Below are 21,085 nucleotides of genomic sequence, written 5' to 3'. Positions count from 1 at the left end.
AGGAGTCTCCCGTGCACGGCAACCGCAAGGCCGCCGCCCCCGGCGTCCTCAAGGCCCGATCCGCAGCCACCGCCCTGCTGGCCGCGGCAGCCCTCCTGACCGGCTGCGAACGCGGCTCGTCGGACGGCCCGGGGGACTCGACACCGGCCCCGAACGGCTGCCCCGCGGCCTATGCCAGGGCCCGGACCGCCGTCGGACAGGCGGAGCAGACCGGCCTGGCCTGGACCGGACCGACCACCGGCCCCGCGGCAACGTCCGGCAAGACCATCGTCTACGTCGCCCAGACCATGACCAACCCCGGAGTCGCGGGCGCGGCCGAGGGCGTGCGGGAAGCGGCCCGGGTCATCGGCTGGAACGTCCGGGTGATCGACGGAGGCGGTACCCCCGCCGGCATCCAGGCGGCGATGAGCGAGGCCGTGGCGCTCAGGCCCTCCGGAATCGTCATCGGCGGCTTCGACCCCAACTCGACCTCGCGACAGGTGGCGCGGGCCAACTCGGCACGCATCCCGCTCATCGGCTGGCACGCGGTCGCCTCCCCCGGCCCCAGCGAGCGGCCCAGGCTCTTCACCAACGTCACCACCCGGGTCGAGGACGTGGCCGCGATCAGCGCACAGTGGATCATTTCGCACTCGGGCGGCCGTGCCGGGGTCGTGCTCATCACCGACGCCTCGATCCCCTTCGCCAGGGACAAGTCCGAGCTGATCAGGAAGGAACTCGCCACCTGCTCGGGCGTGCGGCTGCTGGCGCAGGAGAACATCCCGATCCCGGACGCGAGCAGCCGGATCCCCCGGGAGATTGCCTCGCTCCTGGCCCGCTTCCAGGACAGGTGGACCCACTCCGTCGCCATCAACGACCTGTACTTCGCCGATGCCGCACCCGCCTTCCGCGCGGCCGGCACGCCCGGTTCGGGCCCGCCCTTCAATATCGGCGCCGGTGACGGCTCCCCGGCCGCCTTCCAGCGCATCGACAGCGGGCAGTACCAGGCGGCCACCGTGCCCGAGCCGCTGTCCCTGCAGGGCTGGCAGATCGTCGACGAGTTCAACCGAGCCTTCTCCGACCGGCCCGCCAGCGGATATGTGGCCCCCGTCCACCTCACCACGGCCGACAACGTCAACGGCGCCACGACCTGGGACCCGCCGGGCTATCGGGAGGGGTACCGGAAGATCTGGGGGAAGTGACAACCGCCTCCTCGCCCCGAACCCCCGGCGCGGAAACCGTTCGCCAGGCCGGTCGGCGCTCTGCTTGGCTCACGCCATGAGCGATCTTCACATCCGCTGCGCCACCCTCTCGGACGTCGACGCCGTGCTGCGGTTCTGGCGCGAAGCCGCGGAAGGAACGAGCATCAGCGACGACCACGACGGAGTGGCCCGACTCATCGCGACGGACCCCGAAGCCCTGCTCCTCGCGGAGCGCGACGGCGTCGTCGCGGGGACCGTCATAGCCGGTTTCGACGGCTGGCGCTGTCACCTCTACCGGCTCGCCGTGCACCCAGAGCACCGCCGCCAGGGCATCGGCGGTGCGCTGCTGGCCGCCGCTGAGGAGCGTTTCGTACGACTCGGCGGGCGCCGTGGGGACGCGATGGTGCTGACCCGGAACGTGACCGCGCAGCACGCGTGGCGTGCGGCGGGGTACTCGCCGGAGGAGCAGTGGCGGCGTTGGGTGAGGCCGCTGACCGAATCCGACGCCTGACCGAATTCTGACGTCTTTTGCCGATCCTTTACCCTGGGAGGGCCACTCGGTCCTCCCAGGACCCGACCCTCAGTGAAAGGTGTGAGCGTCCGCCCATGGGCGAGCCTCCCAGTACCAGCAGACATCGCGCGATCCTCCCTGCCCCGTCGGAGCATGGGACGGGGGTGACCCGATGACCGAAGTGCTCCTCCTGCTGGTGGCGATCCTGCTCTCGCTCGCCTGTGGCGCCTTCGTCGCGGCCGAGTTCTCGCTGACCACGGTCGAGCGCAGCGAGCTGGAACGGGCCGTCGAGCGCGGCGAGCGCGGCGCCTCCGGTGCTCTGAAGGCCGTACGCAATCTCACCTTCCAGCTCTCCGGCGCACAGCTCGGCATCACCGTCACCAACCTGGTGGTCGGCATGCTCGCCGAGCCGTCCATCGCGCGGCTGATCGCGGGCCCGCTGCGCGCCATCGGCATCTCCGGGACCACGGCGTCCTCGATCGCGCTGGTGCTGGGCACGGCCCTGTCGACGGTGTTCCTGATGGTGGTGGGCGAGCTGGTGCCCAAGAACTGGGCGATCTCCTCGCCGCTGGCCGTGGCCCGGCGGGTGGGCAACGCGCAGCGCTGGTTCAGCGCGATCTTCCGGCCGTTCATCACCCACCTGAACAACACGGCGAACCGCCTGGTGCGCCGCTTCGGCATCGAGCCCGCCGAGGAGCTGGCCTCCGCGCGCGGACCGCAGGAACTGGCCGCGCTGGCCCGGCACTCCGCACGGGAGGGCGCCCTGGAGGCGGACACCGCCGAGCTGTTCGTGCGCACCCTGAACCTCGCGGACCTCACCGCGGAGAACGTGATGACGCCACGGGTGCAGGTCGTCGCCCTGGACGCGCAGGCGACCTGTGAGGACGTGGCGAACGCGACCCGGGCGACGGGCCTGTCCCGGTTCCCGGTCTACCGCGGCAGCCTCGACTCGGTCGTGGGCACGGCCCACATCAAGGACATCCTGACCGTGCCCGCGGAGCGCCGGCCCCGGGTGCCGGTGGCCGACATGATGCGTGAACCGCTGCTCGTGCCCGAGTCGCTCACCGTGGACCGGCTCCTCGACCGGCTGTCCGGCAAGCGCACGATGGCCGTGGTCATCGACGAGTACGGCGGTACGGCGGGCGTGGCGACCCTGGAGGACATCGTCGAGGAGGTCGTCGGCGAGGTGCGTGACGAGCACGATCCGCACGAGACCCCCGACCTCGCCCCGGTCGGCGCCGACGAGGACGGCCACGCCCTGTACTCGGCGGACGGCGCCGCCCGCATGGACCAGCTCGCGCGCGTCGGCCTGCGGCCTCCGGAGGGGCCGTACGAGACGCTCGCCGGTCTGGTCGCCGCTGAGCTCGGCCGTATCCCGGCCGTCGGCGACATCGTGGAGGTCGCCGGCTGGCGGCTCGACGTGCTGGACGCCTCCGGGCGCCGGGCGGCACGCGTCCTGCTGCACGCGCCCCTGGACGACGAGAAGGAGGCGCAGGCATGACCGTCGTACAGTTGCTGATCGGTCTCGCGACGCTGGTCGTGAACGCCTTCTTCGTGGGCGCCGAGTTCGCGCTGATCTCGGTGCGCCGCTCCCAGATCGAGCCGTACGCCGAGCGGGGCGACCGGCGCGGCAGGAGCGTGCTGTGGGGCCTGGAGCACGTGTCCCAGCTCATGGCGGCCGCGCAGCTGGGCATCACGCTGAGCACCCTGGTGCTCGGTGTCGTCGCGGAACCGGCGATCGCGCATCTGCTGGAGCCGGTGTTCCACGCGATGGGCGTGCCGAGCGGTCCGGGGCACGCGGTGTCCTTCGTGATCGCGCTGACCCTGGCCACGTATCTGCACATGCTGCTCGGCGAGATGGTGCCGAAGAACATCGCGCTCGCCGAGCCAGTGCGCAGCGCCCTGCTGCTCGGACCGCCGCTGGTCGCGCTGTCCCGGGCGCTGCGGCCGGTGATCTTCACCATCAACGCGTTCGCCAACGGGCTGCTGAAACTCCTCCGGATCGAGACCAAGGACGCGGTCACGGCGAGCTTCTCGGACGCGGAGCTGGCCCGGATGGTCCAGGACTCCGGCGCCGCCGGGCTGCTCGACGACCGTGCGCAGGAGCGGCTGCACGACGCCCTGGAACTGGGCCACCGGCCCGTGCGGGATGTCGTACTGCCGCTGGAAAGCATCGTGTACGCGCGCGTGGGGGTCACTCCGGAGGAGTTGGAGGGGCTGTCGGCCCAGTCCGGGTTCTCCCGCTTCCCCGTCGTGGACGAGGGGCGCCGGATCGTCGGCTACCTCCATGTGAAGGACGCGCTGGACGCTTCGCCGCGCGACCTGCCGTTCCGGCTGCGCGACATGCGGCCCATCGCGCGCGTACGGGAGACCACGCCGCTGGACGACGTTCTCACCGCGATGCGGGGCAGCCGTACGCATCTTGCGGCCGTGCTCGGTTCGGACGGGCGGCTGGCGGGGCTGGTGACCATGGAGGACGTGCTGCGGGAGCTGTTCGGTCAGTGGGCGTGAGGCCGAGGGCGGCGCGGAGAGGGTGACCGACCGGCGGGTATGCGCCTCGGGATACCATCTCTGACGCCATGCATACGAACGCCTCTCCCACGTACACCAGCCTGGTCGCCGTCGGCGACTCCTTCACGGAGGGCATGTCGGACCTGCTGCCCGACGGCACCTACCGGGGCTGGGCCGACCTCCTCGCGGCGCGGATGGCCGCGAGCACGCCCGGCTTCCGGTACGCCAACCTCGCGGTGCGCGGCAAGCTGATCGGGCAGATCGTCGACGAGCAGGTGGACGTGGCGGCCGCGATGGGCGCGGACGTGATCACCCTCGTCGGCGGCCTCAACGACACACTGCGGCCCAAGTGCGACATGGGCCGGGTGCGCGGGCTGCTGGAGGAGGCCGTGGAGCGGCTGGCCCCGGCCTGCAAGCAGCTGGTGCTGATGCGCAGCCCGGGCCGGCAGGGGCCGGTGCTGGAGCGGTTCCGGCCGCGCATGGAGGAACTGTTCGCGTGCGTCGACGAGCTGGCCGCGCGGCATGGCGCGGCGGTGGTCGACCTGTACGGGGCGGCGTCCTTGAGCGACCCGCGCCTGTGGGACGTGGACCGGCTGCACCTGACGGCCGAGGGGCACCGCCGGGTCGCGGAGGCGGTGTGGCAGGCGCTCGGGTACGAGGCCGAGGACCCGCACTGGCGGGTGCCGATGCCGGCCACGCTGCCGCCGGGATGGGTGATGCGGCGGATGGCGGACGTCCGGTTCGCCCGGCAGCATCTGTTCCCGTGGATAGGACGCCGGCTCACGGGCCGCTCCTCCGGGGACGGCCGCCCCCCGAAGCGGCCCGAGCTGCTGCCGTACAAGGATCCCGCGTAGGTCTCGTAGGTTCCGACGAACCCACCCGTGGCGCTGGCCTGCACGAACCGCCAGTAGAATCCGGTTACGTGACTTCTGCGCCCGCCAAGCCCCGTATCCCGAACGTCCTCGCCGGACGCTACGCCTCCGCCGAGCTCGCCACGCTCTGGTCGCCCGAGCAGAAGGTGAAGCTGGAGCGGCAGCTCTGGCTCGCCGTGCTGCGGGCCCAGCAGGACCTCGGGATCGAGGTGCCGGACGCGGCGATCGCCGACTACGAGCGCGTCCTCGACCAGGTCGACCTGGCCTCCATCGCCGAGCGCGAGAAGGTCACGCGCCACGACGTGAAGGCGCGGATCGAGGAGTTCAACGACCTCGCCGGGCACGAGCAGGTCCACAAGGGCATGACGTCCCGCGACCTGACCGAGAACGTCGAGCAGCTGCAGATCCGGCTCTCGCTGGAGCTGGTGCGCGACCGCACCGTGGCCGTGCTGGCGCGCCTGGGCAAGCTCGCCGGGGAGTACGGCGAGCTGGTCATGGCCGGCCGCTCGCACAATGTCGCCGCGCAGGCCACCACCCTGGGCAAGCGGTTCGCGACCGCCGCCGACGAGCTGCTGGTCGCCTACGGGCGGATCGAGGAGCTGCTCGGCCGCTACCCGCTGCGCGGCATCAAGGGCCCGGTCGGCACCGCGCAGGACATGCTGGACCTGCTCGGCGGGGACGCCGCCAAGCTCGCGGACCTGGAGCAGCGGATCGCCCGGCACCTGGGCTTCTCGCAGGCGTTCACCTCGGTCGGTCAGGTCTACCCGCGCTCCCTCGACTACGAGGTCGTCACCGCGCTCGTGCAGCTGGCTGCCGCTCCGTCGTCGCTGGCGAAGACGATCCGGCTGATGGCCGGGCACGAGCTGGTGACCGAGGGCTTCAAGCCGGGCCAGGTCGGCTCCTCCGCGATGCCGCACAAGATGAACACCCGCTCCTGCGAGCGCGTCAACGGCCTGATGGTGATCCTGCGTGGCTACGCCTCGATGACCGGCGAGCTGGCGGGCGACCAGTGGAACGAGGGCGACGTGTCCTGCTCGGTGGTGCGCCGGGTGGCACTGCCGGACGCGTTCTTCGCGCTGGACGGGCTGCTGGAGACGTTCCTGACGGTGCTGGACGAGTTCGGCGCGTTCCCTGCGGTCGTGGCGCGGGAGCTGGACCGCTATCTGCCGTTCCTCGCGACGACCAAGGTGCTGATGGCCTCGGTGCGGGCGGGTGTAGGCCGTGAGGTCGCCCACGAGGCGATCAAGGAGAACGCCGTGGCGTGCGCCCTCGCCATGCGTGAGCAGGGTGCCGAGCGCAACGAGCTGCTGGACCGGCTCGCCGCCGACGAGCGCATCCCGCTCGAGGGGGCACAGCTCGACGAGCTGATGGCCGACAAGCTCTCCTTCACCGGTGCCGCCGCCGACCAGGTGGGGGCCGTGGTCGGCCGGATCGAGGAGATCGTGAAGCAGCGCCCGGAGGCGGCGGGCTACACGCCGGGAGCGATCCTCTGACGCGGTTCACTCCACAGGAGCTGGAGGCCGCCCGCGACCGTCTGGTGCCGGACGTGGTCGCGGACGGCCTGCGCGTGCTGTTCTGCGGTATCAACCCCGGTCTGATGACCGCGGCGACGGGCCACCACTTCGCGCGCCCCGGCAACCGCTTCTGGCCGGTGCTGCATCTGTCCGGCTTCACGCCCCGGCTGATGAAACCGTCCGAACAGGGCGAGTTGCCGTCGTACGGGCTCGGCATCACGAACGTGGTGGCGCGGGCGACTGCCCGGGCCGACGAGTTGAGCGCCGAGGAGTACCGCGAGGGCGGCCGGCTGCTGTCGCTGAAGGTGGCGCGGCTGCGGCCGCGTTGGCTGGCGGTGGTGGGGGTCACCGCGTACCGGGCCGCCTTCGACGACCGCAAGGCGCGGGTGGGGCCGCAGATGCGGAGGATCGGGGACACGCGGCTGTGGGTGCTGCCCAACCCCTCCGGGCTGAACGCCCATTGGACGGCTCAGACGATGGCGGAGGAGTTCGCGCGGCTGCGGGTGGCTGCGGAGGGCTGAGACCGGTCGGGTGGGGCCATTTCCGTGCGGAGGCTGAGACCGGTCACGTGTGCCACTTCCGTGCAGAAGCTGAGACCGGTCACGCGGGACCGCCTCCGTGCGGAGGGCTGCGACCAGTCACGTAAGGCCACCTCCGTGCAGAAGCTGAGACCGGTCACGTGGGACCGCCTCCGTGCGGAGGGCTGCGACCAGTCACGTAAGGCCACCTCCGTGCGGAGGCTGAGACCGGTCACGTGGGACCGCCTCCGTGCGGAGGGCTGCGACCAGTCACGTAAGGCCACCTCCGTGCAGAAGCTGAGACCGGTCACGTGGGACCGCCTCCGTGCGGAGGGCTGCGACCAGTCACGTAAGGCCACCTCCGCGCGGAGGCTGAGACCGGTCACGTGGGACCGCCTCCGTGCGGAGGGCTGCGACCAGTCACGTAAGGCCACCTCCGTGCAGAAGCTGAGACCGGTCACGTGGGACCGCCTCCGTGCGGAGGGCTGCGACCAGTCACGTAAGGCCACCTCCGCGCGGAGGCTGACACCGGTCACGTGGGACCGCCTCCGTGCGGAGGGCTGGCAGGTCAGCGCCAGGGCAACTGCCGTGCGGAAGGTCGGCCAGTCACTCGGGATCCACCTCCGTGACGACGGCGAGCAGCCGGGCCGGGTCCGCCTCGTCGCCGTGGGCGATGCCGAGCGCCACCCATCGGCCCGTTCCCGTCGCCTCCCACACGTACAGGTCGTCCGCCTGGGCGCTGATGCTCGCCCACGGCTCCGGTATCTCCTCGCCCCGCTCGCCGCGCACCCGGAGGGTGAGCATGCCCCACAGGGGCTTCGCCCCCCACCGTTCGTCGAGTAGCTGGGCGATCCCCTCCCTGAACGCCTCGACGTCCTCGGCCGTGCGCTCCCCGTGTGCGCACTGCGGGTCCGCGGCTCCTAACTCCGTTATGTAGTAGCCCGGTCCTTCTCGGCCGACGTCCGACCGGCCGTGCTCCGCGGGAAAGGGGCGGGAGCACAGCCGGTCAATCGTGTCCAGGCACCGTGCGATGTTCATGCGTCCAGTAAACCCGGCACCACTGACAATTGGCGCCGCGTCAGGCGTCCCGCCGCCGAACCCTCCACGCACCGGCCGCCACCGCGCCCGCCGTCCACGCCGCGGTCACGGCGAGCCCGGTCCACGGCCCCAGGGAGCCCTCCCATGTGCTGTGCAGGACGACCTGGCCGGCGCGGTCCGGCAGGAAGTCGGTCACGCCGCCCGCGGCGTCCCCGATCACGAAGGACACGACCAGGAGGAAGGGGATCAGGATGCTGAGCGCGCCGATACCGCTGCGCAGCAGGGCCGCGAGTCCGGCCGCGAACAGGGCCATCAGCGTGAGGTAGACGCCGCAGCCCAGGATGGCGCGCAGTTGCTCGCCGACGGTGAGTCCGTCCGCCGCCGCGCCCATGCCGGCGCGGGCGGCGGCCAGCGAGGCGCCGCCGGTGACCAGTCCGACGAGGAACACCGGTACGGCGACGGCGGTCAGCTTGGCCGCGAACCAGCGGCCCCGCTGCGGCACCGCCGCGAGGGCGAGGCGCAGCCCGCCGCCAGTGAACTCGGAGGAGACGGCGAGGGCACCGAAGGCGACGGCGGCGATCTGGCCGGGCATCATCCCGAGAAACGCCGTGAACAGGGGGTCGAACCCGGGGTCGGACGCGCCGTCCGTGGCGGCGATCGCGGAGAACGCCGTGGTCGCGGCGAACAGCGCGACGAGCGCGCCGCACAGCGAGCGCAGGGTTCGGATCTTCAGCCACTCGGCGTGCAGGACGGGGGTGAACGGCATGGTCAGGCCTCCTGGGGCTGGGCGGTGAACTCGGTCTCGGCGGCGGTCAGATCAAGGTAGGCCTGTTCCAAGGTCCCTTCCTGGGGGGCCAGTTCAAGGACGGGCACCCGCGCCTCGGAGGTGAGACGGCCGATGTCCTCCACGCGCGCGTGCTGCACGATCCACCCGCCGTCGTCGCCCGGGGCGGCCTCGTAGCCGTGCCGGGCGAGCAGCTCCCGCAGGGCGGCGTCCTGGGTGGTGCGCACCCGGACGCGTGGCTGCACGCGCGCGTGGATGAACTCACGCATCGGCATGTCGGCGAGGAGGCGTCCCCGGCCGAGGACCACCAGGTGGTCGGCGAAGGACGCCGTCTCGTTCATCAGATGGCTGGACACCAGCACCGTGCGGCCCTCCTCGGCGAGCCGGCGCAGCAGCGTGCGGATCCAGATGATGCCCTCCGGGTCCAGGCCGTTGGAGGGCTCGTCGAGCAGGACGACGGGCGGGTCGCCGAGCAGTGCGGCCGCGATGCCGAGGCGCTGGCGCATACCGAGGGAGTACGTCCTCACCCGGCGGCGGGCCGCGGTGGCCAGGCCCGTCTCCGCCAGCACCTCGTCCACCCGGGACAGCGGGATGCGGTTGCTCGCGGCGAGGGTGCGCAGGTGGTCGCGTCCGGTGCGCGAGCCGTGCGCGGCCTGGGCGTCGAGCAGGGTGCCGACCTCGCGCAGCGGCTCGTGCAGCGTGGCGTAGGCGCGGCCGCCGACGGTGGCGGTGCCGGAGGTCGGCCGGTCGAGGCCGAGCACGAGCCGCATGGTGGTGGACTTCCCGGCGCCGTTGGGCCCGAGGAAGCCGGTGACCCGGCCGGGCTCGACGGTGAAGGTGAGGTGGTCGACGGCGCGCCGGGTGCCGTACTCCTTGGTGAGGTCTCGGACGTCGATGCTGGTCATGGCCCCAGCCTGGCCGCCGCCCCGGGCGCCGTGCCTCCCCTGTGCGGGGAGATCGTCTCCCCCGCTCGGGGGAGGCTCGTTGTCAGTGCCGGCTGGCACGATGAGGCGATGGTCCGCCCTCTGCGCCCGCTGCTGCGCGGGACGACGTACACGCGCCTGCTGCACCTGTGGGTTCCGGTGCTGCTGTACAGCGTGTGGATGTTCATCGACATGTCACGGCCGTGGGTGCCCGCGCTGCTGTTCGTCCCCGTCGGACTGATCCCTGCCGTGCGGCGGGGCGAGGGACTTCAGGCGAAGTTCATGCTGACCCCGGACGAGTCGGACTCGGGGATCTCCACAGCGCCGTCGACGACCTGGAGCGACCGGCTGCGCACGGTGCTGTGGCTGGAGGTTCGGACGGTTCTCGCCGCGGCGACCGCGTTCACGACCATATGGATGCCGGTCTTCGCCCTGGACCTGGCCTCGGCGGCGCTCGGCCGGCCGCAGGACGACAACCCGCTGTTGCGCATCGACGAACCGCACTGGGCGTTCGCCCTCCTGGTCCCGCTGCCCCTGATCGTGATGGCCGCGGCGGTGGTGGGCCTCGGCGAGCTGATCACCGCGATCGCGCGCCGGCTCCTCGGGCCGTCGGCGGCCGAGCGGCTGGCCGCCCTGGAGGAGCGCACCGAGCAGTTGCTGGAACGCAACCGGATCGCACGGGAGTTGCACGACTCCATCGGGCACGCGCTGACCGTGGCGGTGGTCCAGGCGGGCGCCGCGCGGGCGGCGGGCGATCCGGCGTTCACGGACCGGGCGCTCGGCGCGATCGAGGAGACCGGGCGGGCCGCGCTGGAGGATCTGGACCGGGTGCTCGGCATCCTGCGCGAGGCGGAGCGTCCGGTGAGCAGCCGCCCGACGCTCGTCGAGGCGGACCGGCTGCTGGAGTCCGCGCGCGCCTCCGGGGCGAAGGTGGACGCCGAGTTCACCGGACCACTGGCCACGGTGCCCGGTCCGGTCTCCCGGGAGGGTTACCGCATCCTTCAGGAGGCGCTGACGAACGTGCTGCGGCACGCGGGCGGTGTCCCGGCGCGGGTGCGGGTCGGGGTCGCGGACGGCCGACTCGACCTGGAGGTGCGCAATCCGCTGCCCGCGCCGATACCCGGGCCCGGCCGGGGCAGCGGGCTGCGCGGGATACGGGAACGGGCGGCGCTGCTGGGCGGCCGGGCGCACACGGGCCCCGACGACGGCGACTGGCAGGTGCACGTCGAGCTGCCGCTGGGCTGATCTACGCTGGCGGGATGCCGCCGATCACCGTTCTCCTCGTCGACGACGAACCCCTTGTACGAGCGGGTCTGCGGGCCGTGTTGGAGGCGCAGCCCGATCTGGAGGTGGTCGGGGAGGCCGCGGACGGGGCGGCGGTGATTCCGCTGGTGCGGCAACTGCGGCCGGACGTGGTCGCCATGGACGTGCGCATGCCGCTGCTGGACGGCATCGAGGCCACGCGCGCGGTGCTGCGCACCGTGCCGGATCCGCCGAAGATCCTGGTGGTGACGACCTTCGAGAACGACGAGTACGTCTACGAGGCGCTGCGGGCGGGTGCCGACGGGTTTCTGCTGAAGCGGGCCCGGCCGGCGGAGATCGTGCACGCGGTGCGGCTGGTCGCCGAGGGCGAGTCCCTGCTGTTCCCGGCGTCGGTGCGGCAACTGGCCGCCGAGCACGGCGACGGGGGCGGGAACACGGCGGCGCGGGCCGTGCTGGAGCGGGCGCAGCTGACCGAGCGGGAGGCGGAGGTGCTGCGGCTGATGACCCGTGGGCTGTCGAACGCGGAGATCGCCGGGCAGTTGGTCGTCGGCACGGAGACGGTGAAGTCGCACGTCAGCGCGGTGCTGGCGAAGCTCGGGGCGCGGGACCGCACGCAGGCGGTGATCACGGCGTACGAGTCGGGGTTCGTCTCTCCCGGCTGAGCCGGGTCCTGAGCGGACTGGGGGCTTACGGCACTCGCCGCTTTCCGCCGGTGCCGAGTACGATCCGGCCAACACGCGCACGAGCTGGGAGGACGGACGTTGGGGCGGCTGACCGGCGGGGATCCCTCGCTGCTGCGAAGGATCAATTCCGCGGTGGTGCTGCACGCGCTGCGTGCCACGGACTGCGCGACGCTGACGGAGATCACCCGGGTGACCGGGCTGTCCCGGCCGACGGTCGAGGGGGTCGTCGAGGGGCTGATCGAGGCCGGTCTCGTGGTGGAGAAGGCGGCCGAGGAGGGCGCCACGCGGCGTCAGGGGCGGCCGGCGCGGCGGTTCCGGTTCCGGGCCGAGGCCGGGCATCTGCTGGGGCTGGAGATCGGGCCGCACCGGGTCGCCGCGCTGCTCGCGGACCTGGACGGGCGGATCGTCGGCGCGCAGGCCAAGGACGTCGACGAGACCGCTCACGCCGACGAGCGGCTGGAGCGACTGCGCACTGCGGTGGCCGAGCTGCTGCGCCGGGCCGGGGTCGCACGGAGCTCGCTGCGGGCGGTGGGGGTGGCGACGCCCGGGATCGTCGAGGCGGACGGGACCGTACGGCTGGGTACCGCGCTGCCCGGCTGGACGGGGCTGCGGCTCGGGGAACGGCTGGGCCGCTCCTTCAAGTGCCCGGTGCTGGTGGAGAACGACGCCAACGCGGCGGCCGTCGCCGAGCACTGGAAGGGGTCGGCCACCGAGTCCGACGACGTGGTGTTCGTGCTGGCCGGGCTGAGCCCCGGCGCCGGCGCGCTGATCGGCGGGCGGCTGCACCGGGGGTACGGCGGGGCGGCCGGTGAGATCGGCGCGCTGCATCTGCTGGGCCGGGAGGCGACGCCGGAGACGCTGCTGTCCACCACGGACGAGCCCCTGCATCCGCTGGACGAGCAGGCGGTCGCCAAGGTCTTCGCGCAGGCCCGCGAGGGCGACCAGCGGGCCAGGGCCGCCGTCGACCGGTTCATCCAGCGGCTCGTGCACGACGTGGCCGCCCTCGTACTGGCCCTCGACCCGGAGCTGGTCGTCATCGGCGGCTGGGCGGCGGGACTGGACGGCGTACTCGATCCGCTGCGGCGGGAACTGGCGCGGTACTGCCTGCGGCCGCCGAAAGTCGCGCTTTCGTTGCTGGGGGAGGCGGCTGTGGCGACCGGGGCGCTGCGGCTGGCCCTGGATCACGTGGAGGAGCAGCTGTTCGCGGTGGAGGGGACGGTGACGGCGCGGCGGTGAGGGGCGCTTCGTCCCCCGCCTGAGAGGCGGCGCCCCGGACTCGACGCCCGACTCGGGCGACGCGCGGCGCCCCCGGGAGTGCTCCCGGGGGCGCCGTGCGGTAAAGGCCTGCGGCGTTCAGGACGCCCGGCGCTGCGGGTCCTCGTGGATCTCCACGCCGCCCGAGTCGCCGAACGTCAACCGGCACGTGTCAGCGCGATACGTCGCCACGGAGACCGCCGCGGTGCGGCCCGCGGCGACGAAGCGGGCAGTGACGACCAGGACCGGCGCGCCCGGCAGGCGGTCGAGTTCCTTGGCGTCGTCGGCGCGGGCCGAGCCGAGTTCGACGGCGCGGTCCTGGCCCTCCAGCTCCAGGCGCTGCAGCTCGCGCAGCACGGCACGCGCGCGTGCCGGTCCGGCCGGGGTGTCGATGGCGGACAGGTCGGGCACCGACGCCGCGGGGATGTAGAGCAGTTCGGCGGCGACGGGCTGGCCGTGCGTCGTGCGGGTGCGCCGCACGATGTGCACGGGCTCGTCGCGGCCGGTCTCCAGGGCGTCGGCGACCGCGGCAGGCGGGGCCGCGACGGTGCAGTCGACGGCCTGCCAGGCGTCACCGGGACCGCCGGGCCAGGCGTGTTGTTCGGTGCCGACGGCCACGCCCACGCGCGGCGGGGCGACGGTCGTACCGACACCGCGGCGGCGTTGCAGCCGGCCTTCCAGTTCCAGCTGTTCCAGAGCCTGGCGGAGCGTGGCGCGGGCGACGCCGAAGCGGGCGGCGAGGTCGCGCTCGTTGGGCAGGATCTCACCCACCGAGAACTCGGAGTCCAGTGCCTGCGTGAGCACGGTTTTGAGATGCCAGTACTTAGGTTCCGGCACCGATTCCAGCTGCGTGGTCCCCACCCTGTCCTCCGCAATCGCCGTGATCCGGCGGCGTTTTAGCGCCCTTGTTTATTAAAGGTTGTTGTACTTATCTGCGACCATAGGACGGCCCTCACCCTTGGTCAAGACCAATCCTCGATCCCTCGGGCGCCGCACCGGTGGGATGCGGCCGAGGGTTCACGGGCCGTTCGCACCGCGCCACATACGTGACACAACGGCGTCTACGCGGTGGCCAGTGATCGCAGCTTGTCGGGGTTGCGGATGACGTAGACGGTCTGGACGCGGCCGTCGAGGACGTCCAGCTGGAACACGGCGTCAGGCTTGTCGCCGGACAGGAGGAGGACCGCGGGACCGCCGTTGAGTTCCAGGAAGCGGTACGACATGTCCGCAATCCCCTTGGCGGCGGCGCCGACGAGGAAGCGGCCCACGTGGTCGGCGCTCTCCAGCACCCGCAGCGGCGCCTTGGCCTTGCCGCCGCTGTCGCCGACGAGACGGACGTCAGGGGCGAGCAGCGCCATGAGGCCGTCGATGTCGCCGTCCCCGGCGGCGGCCAGGAACCGCTCGGTGAGGTCGCGGCGCTGGTCGGGATCGACGTCGTAGCGCGGCCGCCGCTCCTCGACGTGCCTGCGGGCACGGCCGGCCAGCTGCCGTACGGCGGGTTCGGTGCGGTCGAGCATGGCGGCGATGTCGGCGTGGGGGTAGCCGAAGGCCTCCCGGAGCACGAACACCGCCCGCTCCAGCGGCGACAGCGACTCCAGTACCACCAGGACGGCGAGGGAGACGGAGTCGGCGAGCACGGCCCGCTCCGCGGTGTCCGGGGCGGTGTCCGCGAACTCGGTGACGTAAGGCTCGGGCAGCCAGGGGCCGACGTACGCCTCGTTGCGGGCCTTGATCTGGCGCAGCCGGTCGAGAGCGAGGCGGGTGGTGACGCGTACCAGGTACGCGCGCGGGTCGCGCACGTCGGCGCGGTCGGCGCCGGACCAGCGCAGCCAGGCGTCCTGGACCACGTCCTCCGCGTCGGCGACGCGGCCGAGCATGCGGTAGGCGACGCCCAGGAGGACGGAGCGGTGCTCTTCGAAGACCTCGGTGGCGGTGTCGGCGGTCACCACCTCATCCCATCCGACCTGTCCGGTCGTGTCCATCTGTTTGGGGTGTGGGGGCTACCCGTCGGTCTGTTCGGAGTGCCGGGGGCTACCCGTCGGTAGCAGTTGCTGACAAGGTGTCTACACCATGTCCGGTCCGGGCCCTCGGGGTCCGGCCCCGAGTCCTCGGCGAGGAGCTGTATGTCCGCCACCGTCTCCTTCAAGGTCCCCACCCCGCACGGCCCGCGCAGCATGAGCCTGGCGTACGCGCGCGTGGGCACAGGTGAACCACTGGTTCTGCTGCACGGCATAGGTCACCACCGGCAGGCATGGGATCCGGTCGTCCCCGTCCTGGCGGCCGAACGGGACGTCATCGCCGTGGACCTGCCGGGGTTCGGAGAGTCCCCGGCGCTCCCCGACGGCCTCGCGCACGACCTGCCGACGATGACCACCGTGCTCGCCGCGCTGTGCGAGGCGCTGGGGCTCGAACGGCCCCACGTGGCGGGCAATTCCCTGGGCGGCCTGCTGGCCCTCGAACTCGGCCGGGACAACCTCGTGCGGTCGGTCACGGCCCTGTCGCCCGCCGGGTTCTGGTCGCAGGCGGAGCGCCGTTACGCATTCACCGTGCTCATGGCGATGCGGCAGCTCGCCCGGCGGATGCCGCCGCCCGTCGTCGAGGCGCTCGCCCGCCCCGCGGTGGGCCGCACGCTGCTGACGAGCACCATCTACGCCCGTCCTGGCCGCCGTTCGCCCGAGGCGGTGGTCGCCGAGACCCTCGCACTGGCCCGTGCCCAGGGGTTCTCGGAGACCCTCCGCAGCGGCCGGGACGTGCAGTTCACCGACGAGATCACCGGCATCCCGGTCACCGTGGCCTGGGGCAGCAGGGACCGGCTGCTGGTGCCCAGGCAGGGCATCCGCGCCAAGTACGTGCTGCCCAAGGCCCGGCTGATCCGGCTCCCCGGCTGCGGCCATGTCCCGATGAACGACGACCCGGCACTCGTCGCGCGCGTGCTGCTCGACGGCAGCCGGCCCGTCGCGAGGGCCACTCCCTGAGGACCTCCTCCAGGACGATCATCCGGCGGCGGTGCCCTCGGTCCGCGCCGCTAATGTCCCCTCCATGAAGCCCTCGCCAACCCATGGGGCGGAACAGGTGGGCTCCGCCGCCTGGGAGTTGCTGCTGCCCGCCGCCTCGGCACCCGCACGCGCGCGTGGTCGCGCGTTGCAAGCCGCGCTGCGGGCCGCGGTCCGCTCCGGGCGCCTCGCGCCGGGCACGCGGCTGCCGTCCAGCCGGGACCTCGCGGCCGATCTCGGCGTGTCACGCGGACTGGTCACAGAGGCGTACGAACAGCTGACGGCCGAGGGCTATCTGCGCAGCGGCCGGGGCGCGGGGACCTGGGTGGGCGACGCCGTCCGGGCCGCGCACCCGCGCGCGCGTGACCTCGCTCCCCGCACCTGCGGCGCGCGCGCCGATTTCGTGCCGGGGACGCCCGACCTGTCACTGTTCCCGCGCGCCGCCTGGGTCGCCGCACAGCGCCAGGTGCTGGCGGAGCTGCCGCACCACGGCCTCGGCTACCCCGATCCGCGAGGGCTCCCCAGGCTGCGCACCGCACTCGCCGAACTGCTCGGCCGCCGCCGGGGCGTGGTCGCCGACCCGGAGCGCATCGTGGTGGTCTCCGGCGTGACCCAGGCGACGGCACTGCTCGCGATCGTGCTGCACGCGCGCGGTATGCAGGCGATCGGCGTCGAGGATCCCGGCAGCCCGCAGCACGACGGCGTGTACGCCTCGGCCGGCGTCACCTCCGCGCCGCTGCCGCTGGACGAGGAGGGCCTCGCCATGGGTCCGCTGCGGTCGTCCGGGGTACGGGCCGTGGTGACGACGCCGGCGCACCAGTACCCGACCGGGATCGCGTACTCCGCGCAGCGCCGCGCCGAACTGCTCGACTGGGCGCGGTCCGTGGACGGGCTCGTCCTGGAGGACGACTACGACGGCGACTTCCGCTACGACCGGGCACCCGTGGGCGCGCTCCAGGGCCTCGACCCCGAACACGTCGCCTACATGGGGTCGGTCAGCAAGTCCCTCGCCCCGGGGCTGCGGCTCGGCTGGCTGCTCGTACCGGAATGGCTGGCCGACGACGTCATCGCCCGCAAGCGGACCAACGACCTCGGCCATCCCACCCTCGACCAGGCGCTGTTCGCCCGGTTCCTGGAACGCGGCGACTACGACCGCCAGCTGCGGCGCTGCCAGCGCGCGTACCGCGAACGGCGTGACGCCCTGGTGGCCGCGCTCGACGAGCACTTCCCCGGCGCCGAGGTGTCCGGAATCGCCGCGGGACTGCACGTCATCGCGACGCTGCCGGAGCGGTACGGGCCGCCGGAGCGGTTCCTCGCGCGCGTGGGGGCGGCTGGGGTTGCCGTACGGGCGCTGTCGGAGTGCACGTATGCGCGTGCGGGCGTTTCGGGGGGTGGGGACGCGGCGGTGCGGCTTGTTCTCGGGTACGCGCACGTGTCGCCGGGGCGGATTCGGGAGGGGGTGCGGGTGATGGCGGAGGCGGTACGGGGCGGGTAGGGGTGTACGGCGCGTTTGGCCACGTCCGCCTGAGGCATCGCGCCTGGGTCATCCGTCGCCGTGCTCCTGGGGCATCCGTCGCCGGAACGCACCGCCGCGTCACAACATCCCCCGGCGTCACATTTCGCTCCCCGTGTCCCCGCGGTCCGTTGTTCACTCCTGGTTTGCGTATGCGCTGCGGCATCCCAGTAGTTGTGGCATGGCAACTGGCCGGATCCGTCCTGTCCTGGAGGCGCACCCATGTCACACCGACCCCTGCCCGGCCGCCGCAGTGTTCTGCGCGGCTCTCTCGCCGCGTCGGCGGCCCTGACTCTGCCCGTCGGTCTCGGCGCGGCGCCGGCCCTCGCCCTGTCGGGGCGTCCCAAGGCGGGCTGGGGCGTGCAGACCGGCGACGTGACCGCGCACTCCGGGCTGGTGTGGGTGCGCTCCGACCGCCCGGCCCGGATGGTCGTCGAGACCTCCGCGACCGAGTCGTTCCGCAACCCTCGCAGGTGGTACGGCCCGCTGCTCGGCAAGGACTCCGACTTCACCGGCACGACCCTGCTGCGCGGTCTGCCGTCGGGCGAGCAGATCCACTACCGCGTACTGCTGGCCGACCCGGACGACCCGCGCCGTACCGGGGAGCCGGTCACCGGCACCTTCCGTACGGCGCCCGCCCGGCGGCGTGACGGCGTGCGGTTCGTCTGGTCCGGCGACCTGGCCGGCCAGGGCTGGGGCATCAACCCGGAGCTCGGCGGCTACCGGATCTACGACGCGATGGCCGCCCTCGACCCGGACTTCTTCATCTGCAGCGGCGACAACGTCTACGCCGACGGCCCGCTCACCGAGACCGTGGCGCTGCCCGACGGGCGGACCTGGCGGAACATCACCACCGAGGAGAAGGCGAAGGTCGCCGAGACGCTGGCGGAGTTCCGCGGCAACTTCCGCTACAACCTGCTGGACGAGAACCTGCGCGCGTTCAACGCCCGAGTGCCGTCCATCATCCAGTGGGACGACCACGAGGTCACCAACAACTGGTACCCGGGCGAGATCCTCTCCGACAGCCGGTACACGGAGAAGAACGTCGACGTGCTCGCCGCGCGCGCCCGGCAGGCGTTCTCGGAGTACTTCCCCATGTCGACGCTGCGCCGCCCCGAGGGCCGCGTCTACCGGGTGCAGCACCACGGCCCGCTGCTGGACGTGTTCGTCCTGGACATGCGCACCTATCGCAACGCCAACTCGACGGACGACCAGACCACCGACCCGCAGGGCATCCTCGGCCGCGAGCAGTTGCAGTGGCTCAAGCGGGAGCTGTCCCGGTCGCGTGCGGTGTGGAAGGTGATCGCCTCCGACATGCCGCTCGGTCTGGTCGTGCCGGACACCGGCGACGGCAAGCCGAACATCGAGGCGGTCGCGCAGGGCGACCCGGGCGCTCCGCTCGGCCGTGAGTTGCAGATCGCCGAGCTGCTGCGGTTCATCAAGCACCGGCGGATCACGGGCACGGTGTGGGTGACGGCCGATGTGCACTACACGTCGGCGCAGCACTACCAGCCGTCGCGGGCCGCGTTCACCGACTTCGAGCCGTTCTGGGAGTTCGTGTCCGGACCGCTCAACGCCGGTGCCTTCCCGGCGAACGCCCTCGACAACACCTTCGGTCCGGAGCGGGTGTTCGTGAAGGCGCCGACGACCGCCAACGTCTCCCCCGCGAACGGCTACCAGTTCTTCGGCGAGGTCGACATCGACGGCGACACCGCCGAGCTGACGGTCCGCCTGCGCGAGCAGGACGGCACCGTGCTGTTCACGAAGGCGCTGCAGCCGGGGCGGGTCGGCCAGTAGCTCCCGTACCCTCGTGAACGCGTGCCGCGCACCGGCGTCATCCCCCGGGGCGCGGCACGGTCGTATCGGCCTCAACGCCCGTGCCACCGAGGTGTTTTCGCAGGTCAGCGAACCAGCGCACCTTTGGTGCGCGCCGGGGGCGTGGTAAATCCCGTGGCGTGCGCCGAAGGTGCTTCCGTCTGCCCTGACGTGGGGTGATGCCGGTCCGGGACGCTGGAGGGGTTCGTTCCGGCCGAAGCCGATGTCTCTGTGATGCCGGTGAGCTCGCAGGTCAGCGTGGCACTGAGGGCCGTCCACGGGAACCGTGGAGTGTTGCTGTGAGCACGTGCGTCAGAATTCCTGTTTCGCCCTGGCCCTCCCGGAACGGTGTACCGGTTGCCGGCTGGGAGGGAGCAGAGCTGTGGACGTGCTGCACGAACGCTGCGCTGGTGTGGACATCAGCAAGAAGGACGCCAAGGTGTGCGTTCGCACGCCGACTGCGAAACGGCGGGGGTCGTTCACCACCGAGACCACGACGTGGGGTTCGACGACGAACGCGGTCCTTGCGCTGCGGGATCACCTGCTCGCCGCCGAGGTCACCCTGGTGGTGATCGAGGCAACCAGCGACTACTGGAAGCCGTTCTACTACCTGCTGTCCGAGGACTTGGCCGTGATCCTGGTCAACGCCCGGCAGGTCAAGAACCTGCCCGGCCGCAAGACCGACGTCTCCGATGCGGCCTGGCTGGCCCAGCTCGGCGCCCACGGCCTGGTCAGGCCGTCGTTCGTGCCCGACCAGCCCGTGCGTGAACTGCGGGACCTGACCCGCGCCCGCACCCAGCTCACCCGCGAGCGCGGCCAGATCGTCCAGCGCCTGGAGAAGCTGCTGGAGGACACCGGGATCAAACTTGCCGCGGTTGCCTCCGACATCATGGGCGTCTCCGGCCGGGCCATGCTGGAGGCTCTCGTCTCGGGCGAACGCGAACCACAGACCCTCGCGGAGCTGGCCAAACGCAAGCTCCGCAACAAGATTCCCGAACTCACCGAGGCCCTGACCGGCCGCTTCCGCGACCATCATGCCTTCCTGGTCCGGCTGCACCTGGACCACTACGACCAGCTCACGGATGCGGTCGGGCAGCTGGATGCGCGGATCGAGGAGGCGATGGCCCCCTTTCGAGGCGCCCTCGACCTGCTCGACACCATCCCCGGGATCAACCGCGCGGTCGCCGAGGTGATCGTCGCGGAGACCGGCGGCGACATGGCCCGCTTCGCCTCCGCCCGGCACCTCGCCTCCTGGGCCGGGGTCTGCCCCGGCCACCACGAGTCCGCCGGCCACCAAGAACACCAAGGTCCGCCCCGGCAATCCCTACCTGAAGGGAGCACTCGGGCTCGCGGCGTTCGGCGCGGTGAGAACCAAAGACACCTACCTGCAAGCCCGTTACAAGCGGCTCACCGCCCGCCGCGGCCCGCTCAGGGCCCTGGTCGCCGTCGAGCACTCGATCATCACCGCGATCTGGCACATGCTCACCGACCACGTCACCTACCGCGAGCTCGGCGGCGCCTACTTCACCCAGCGCGACCCCGAACGCGCCACCCGCCGCGCGATCAACGCCCTCAACCAGCTCGGCTACACCGTCACCCTCAACCCGCTGGGAACCACAGCCTGACCACCCCACGACCGCCCGGCAGCCCCTGCGGCCACCGGACGCTCAGCCCTGCCCAAACAACCCCTGACCTGGACCTATTTACGCGTCAGA

Annotated in this window: 18 protein-coding genes and 1 pseudogene; 14 read left to right on the top strand and 5 right to left on the bottom strand. The window is 72.3% G+C overall.

Going from position 1 to position 21,085, the window contains the following annotated elements:
• Positions 1-11 precede the first annotated feature (11 nt).
• The 7 genes from I2W78_RS35375 to mug all read left to right on the top strand — a co-directional run bounded on the left by I2W78_RS35375 (position 12) and on the right by mug (position 7,107).
• Complete coding sequence (locus I2W78_RS35375) at positions 12-1,178, top strand: substrate-binding domain-containing protein (protein WP_196464309.1); 1,167 nt, start codon at positions 12-14, stop codon at positions 1,176-1,178.
• A gap of 76 nt (positions 1,179-1,254) precedes the next feature.
• Positions 1,255-1,689, top strand: coding sequence for a GNAT family N-acetyltransferase (locus I2W78_RS35370; RefSeq protein ID WP_196464308.1), 435 nt, complete (start codon positions 1,255-1,257; stop codon positions 1,687-1,689).
• Between the two features lie 172 nt (positions 1,690-1,861).
• Positions 1,862-3,190: a hemolysin family protein gene (locus tag I2W78_RS35365; RefSeq protein WP_196464307.1), complete on the top strand. Its 1,329-nt coding sequence runs from the start codon at positions 1,862-1,864 to the stop codon at positions 3,188-3,190.
• A complete protein-coding gene (locus I2W78_RS35360) occupies positions 3,187-4,200 on the top strand; it encodes a hemolysin family protein (protein ID WP_196464306.1) in 1,014 nt (337 codons plus the stop codon). The genes I2W78_RS35365 and I2W78_RS35360 overlap by 4 nt, the downstream gene beginning before the upstream one ends.
• A 68-nt stretch (positions 4,201-4,268) precedes the next feature.
• Positions 4,269-5,054 carry an SGNH/GDSL hydrolase family protein gene (locus I2W78_RS35355; protein WP_196464305.1) on the top strand — a complete coding sequence of 262 codons (786 nt, stop codon included), beginning with the start codon at positions 4,269-4,271 and terminating at the stop codon, positions 5,052-5,054.
• Positions 5,055-5,122: 68 nt separating this feature from the next.
• Complete coding sequence (gene purB, locus I2W78_RS35350; protein WP_196464304.1) at positions 5,123-6,565, top strand: adenylosuccinate lyase; 1,443 nt, start codon at positions 5,123-5,125, stop codon at positions 6,563-6,565.
• Positions 6,566-6,609: 44 nt separating this feature from the next.
• Positions 6,610-7,107, top strand: a complete 498-nt coding sequence (mug, locus tag I2W78_RS35345) for a G/U mismatch-specific DNA glycosylase (RefSeq protein WP_307783926.1) — start codon at positions 6,610-6,612, stop codon at positions 7,105-7,107.
• A 603-nt stretch (positions 7,108-7,710) separates the two neighbouring features.
• Here the strand turns inward: mug and I2W78_RS35340 are convergent.
• From I2W78_RS35340 to I2W78_RS35330, 3 genes are read right to left on the bottom strand one after another with little or no spacing between them, the layout of a single operon-like run.
• Positions 7,711-8,142 (bottom strand): hypothetical protein, encoded by a 432-nt coding sequence (locus tag I2W78_RS35340; protein WP_196464303.1) that lies wholly within the window; start codon positions 8,140-8,142, stop codon positions 7,711-7,713.
• A gap of 40 nt (positions 8,143-8,182) precedes the next feature.
• Positions 8,183-8,908, bottom strand: a complete 726-nt coding sequence (locus tag I2W78_RS35335) for an ABC transporter permease (RefSeq protein WP_196464302.1) — start codon at positions 8,906-8,908, stop codon at positions 8,183-8,185.
• Between the two features lie 2 nt (positions 8,909-8,910).
• Positions 8,911-9,831, bottom strand: coding sequence for an ABC transporter ATP-binding protein (locus tag I2W78_RS35330; protein ID WP_196464301.1), 921 nt, complete (start codon positions 9,829-9,831; stop codon positions 8,911-8,913).
• Positions 9,832-9,939: 108 nt separating this feature from the next.
• On the opposite strand from I2W78_RS35330, the gene I2W78_RS35325 reads away from it, so the two are divergent.
• The 3 genes from I2W78_RS35325 to I2W78_RS35315 all read left to right on the top strand — a co-directional run bounded on the left by I2W78_RS35325 (position 9,940) and on the right by I2W78_RS35315 (position 13,031).
• Complete coding sequence (locus I2W78_RS35325) at positions 9,940-11,094, top strand: sensor histidine kinase (protein ID WP_196464300.1); 1,155 nt, start codon at positions 9,940-9,942, stop codon at positions 11,092-11,094.
• Positions 11,095-11,108: 14 nt separating this feature from the next.
• A complete protein-coding gene (locus tag I2W78_RS35320; RefSeq protein WP_196464299.1) occupies positions 11,109-11,774 on the top strand; it encodes a response regulator transcription factor in 666 nt (221 codons plus the stop codon).
• Positions 11,775-11,873: 99 nt separating this feature from the next.
• Positions 11,874-13,031 (top strand): ROK family transcriptional regulator, encoded by a 1,158-nt coding sequence (locus I2W78_RS35315; RefSeq protein WP_196464298.1) that lies wholly within the window; start codon positions 11,874-11,876, stop codon positions 13,029-13,031.
• A gap of 117 nt (positions 13,032-13,148) precedes the next feature.
• Here the strand turns inward: I2W78_RS35315 and I2W78_RS35310 are convergent, their stop codons facing one another.
• Together I2W78_RS35310 and I2W78_RS35305 are read right to left on the bottom strand one after the other, a co-directional pair.
• Positions 13,149-13,910, bottom strand: coding sequence for a GntR family transcriptional regulator (locus I2W78_RS35310; protein ID WP_196464297.1), 762 nt, complete (start codon positions 13,908-13,910; stop codon positions 13,149-13,151).
• Between the two features lie 200 nt (positions 13,911-14,110).
• Entirely contained in the window at positions 14,111-14,995 is an 885-nt protein-coding gene (locus tag I2W78_RS35305) for an RNA polymerase sigma-70 factor (protein WP_196464832.1), read from the bottom strand.
• A gap of 177 nt (positions 14,996-15,172) precedes the next feature.
• Between I2W78_RS35305 and I2W78_RS35300 the strand changes: the two genes are divergently transcribed.
• From I2W78_RS35300 to I2W78_RS35285, 4 genes and pseudogenes are all read left to right on the top strand, one after another.
• On the top strand, positions 15,173-16,024 hold the full coding sequence (locus I2W78_RS35300; RefSeq protein ID WP_196464296.1) for an alpha/beta fold hydrolase: 852 nt from the start codon (positions 15,173-15,175) through the stop codon (positions 16,022-16,024).
• A gap of 64 nt (positions 16,025-16,088) precedes the next feature.
• Positions 16,089-17,537: a MocR-like pyridoxine biosynthesis transcription factor PdxR gene (gene pdxR, locus I2W78_RS35295; protein WP_196464295.1), complete on the top strand. Its 1,449-nt coding sequence runs from the start codon at positions 16,089-16,091 to the stop codon at positions 17,535-17,537.
• Between the two features lie 240 nt (positions 17,538-17,777).
• Positions 17,778-19,352: an alkaline phosphatase D family protein gene (locus I2W78_RS35290; RefSeq protein ID WP_196464294.1), complete on the top strand. Its 1,575-nt coding sequence runs from the start codon at positions 17,778-17,780 to the stop codon at positions 19,350-19,352.
• Positions 19,353-19,752: 400 nt separating this feature from the next.
• Positions 19,753-20,995: pseudogene (locus tag I2W78_RS35285) on the top strand (IS110 family transposase).
• The last annotated feature ends 90 nt before the right edge of the window (positions 20,996-21,085 follow it).

The sequence above is a fragment of the Streptomyces spinoverrucosus genome (genome assembly GCF_015712165.1).
Lineage (GTDB): Bacteria > Actinomycetota > Actinomycetes > Streptomycetales > Streptomycetaceae > Streptomyces > Streptomyces spinoverrucosus_A.
Note: the sequence above shows the minus strand (reverse complement) of the source record. Positions and strands in the feature narration are given on the sequence as shown.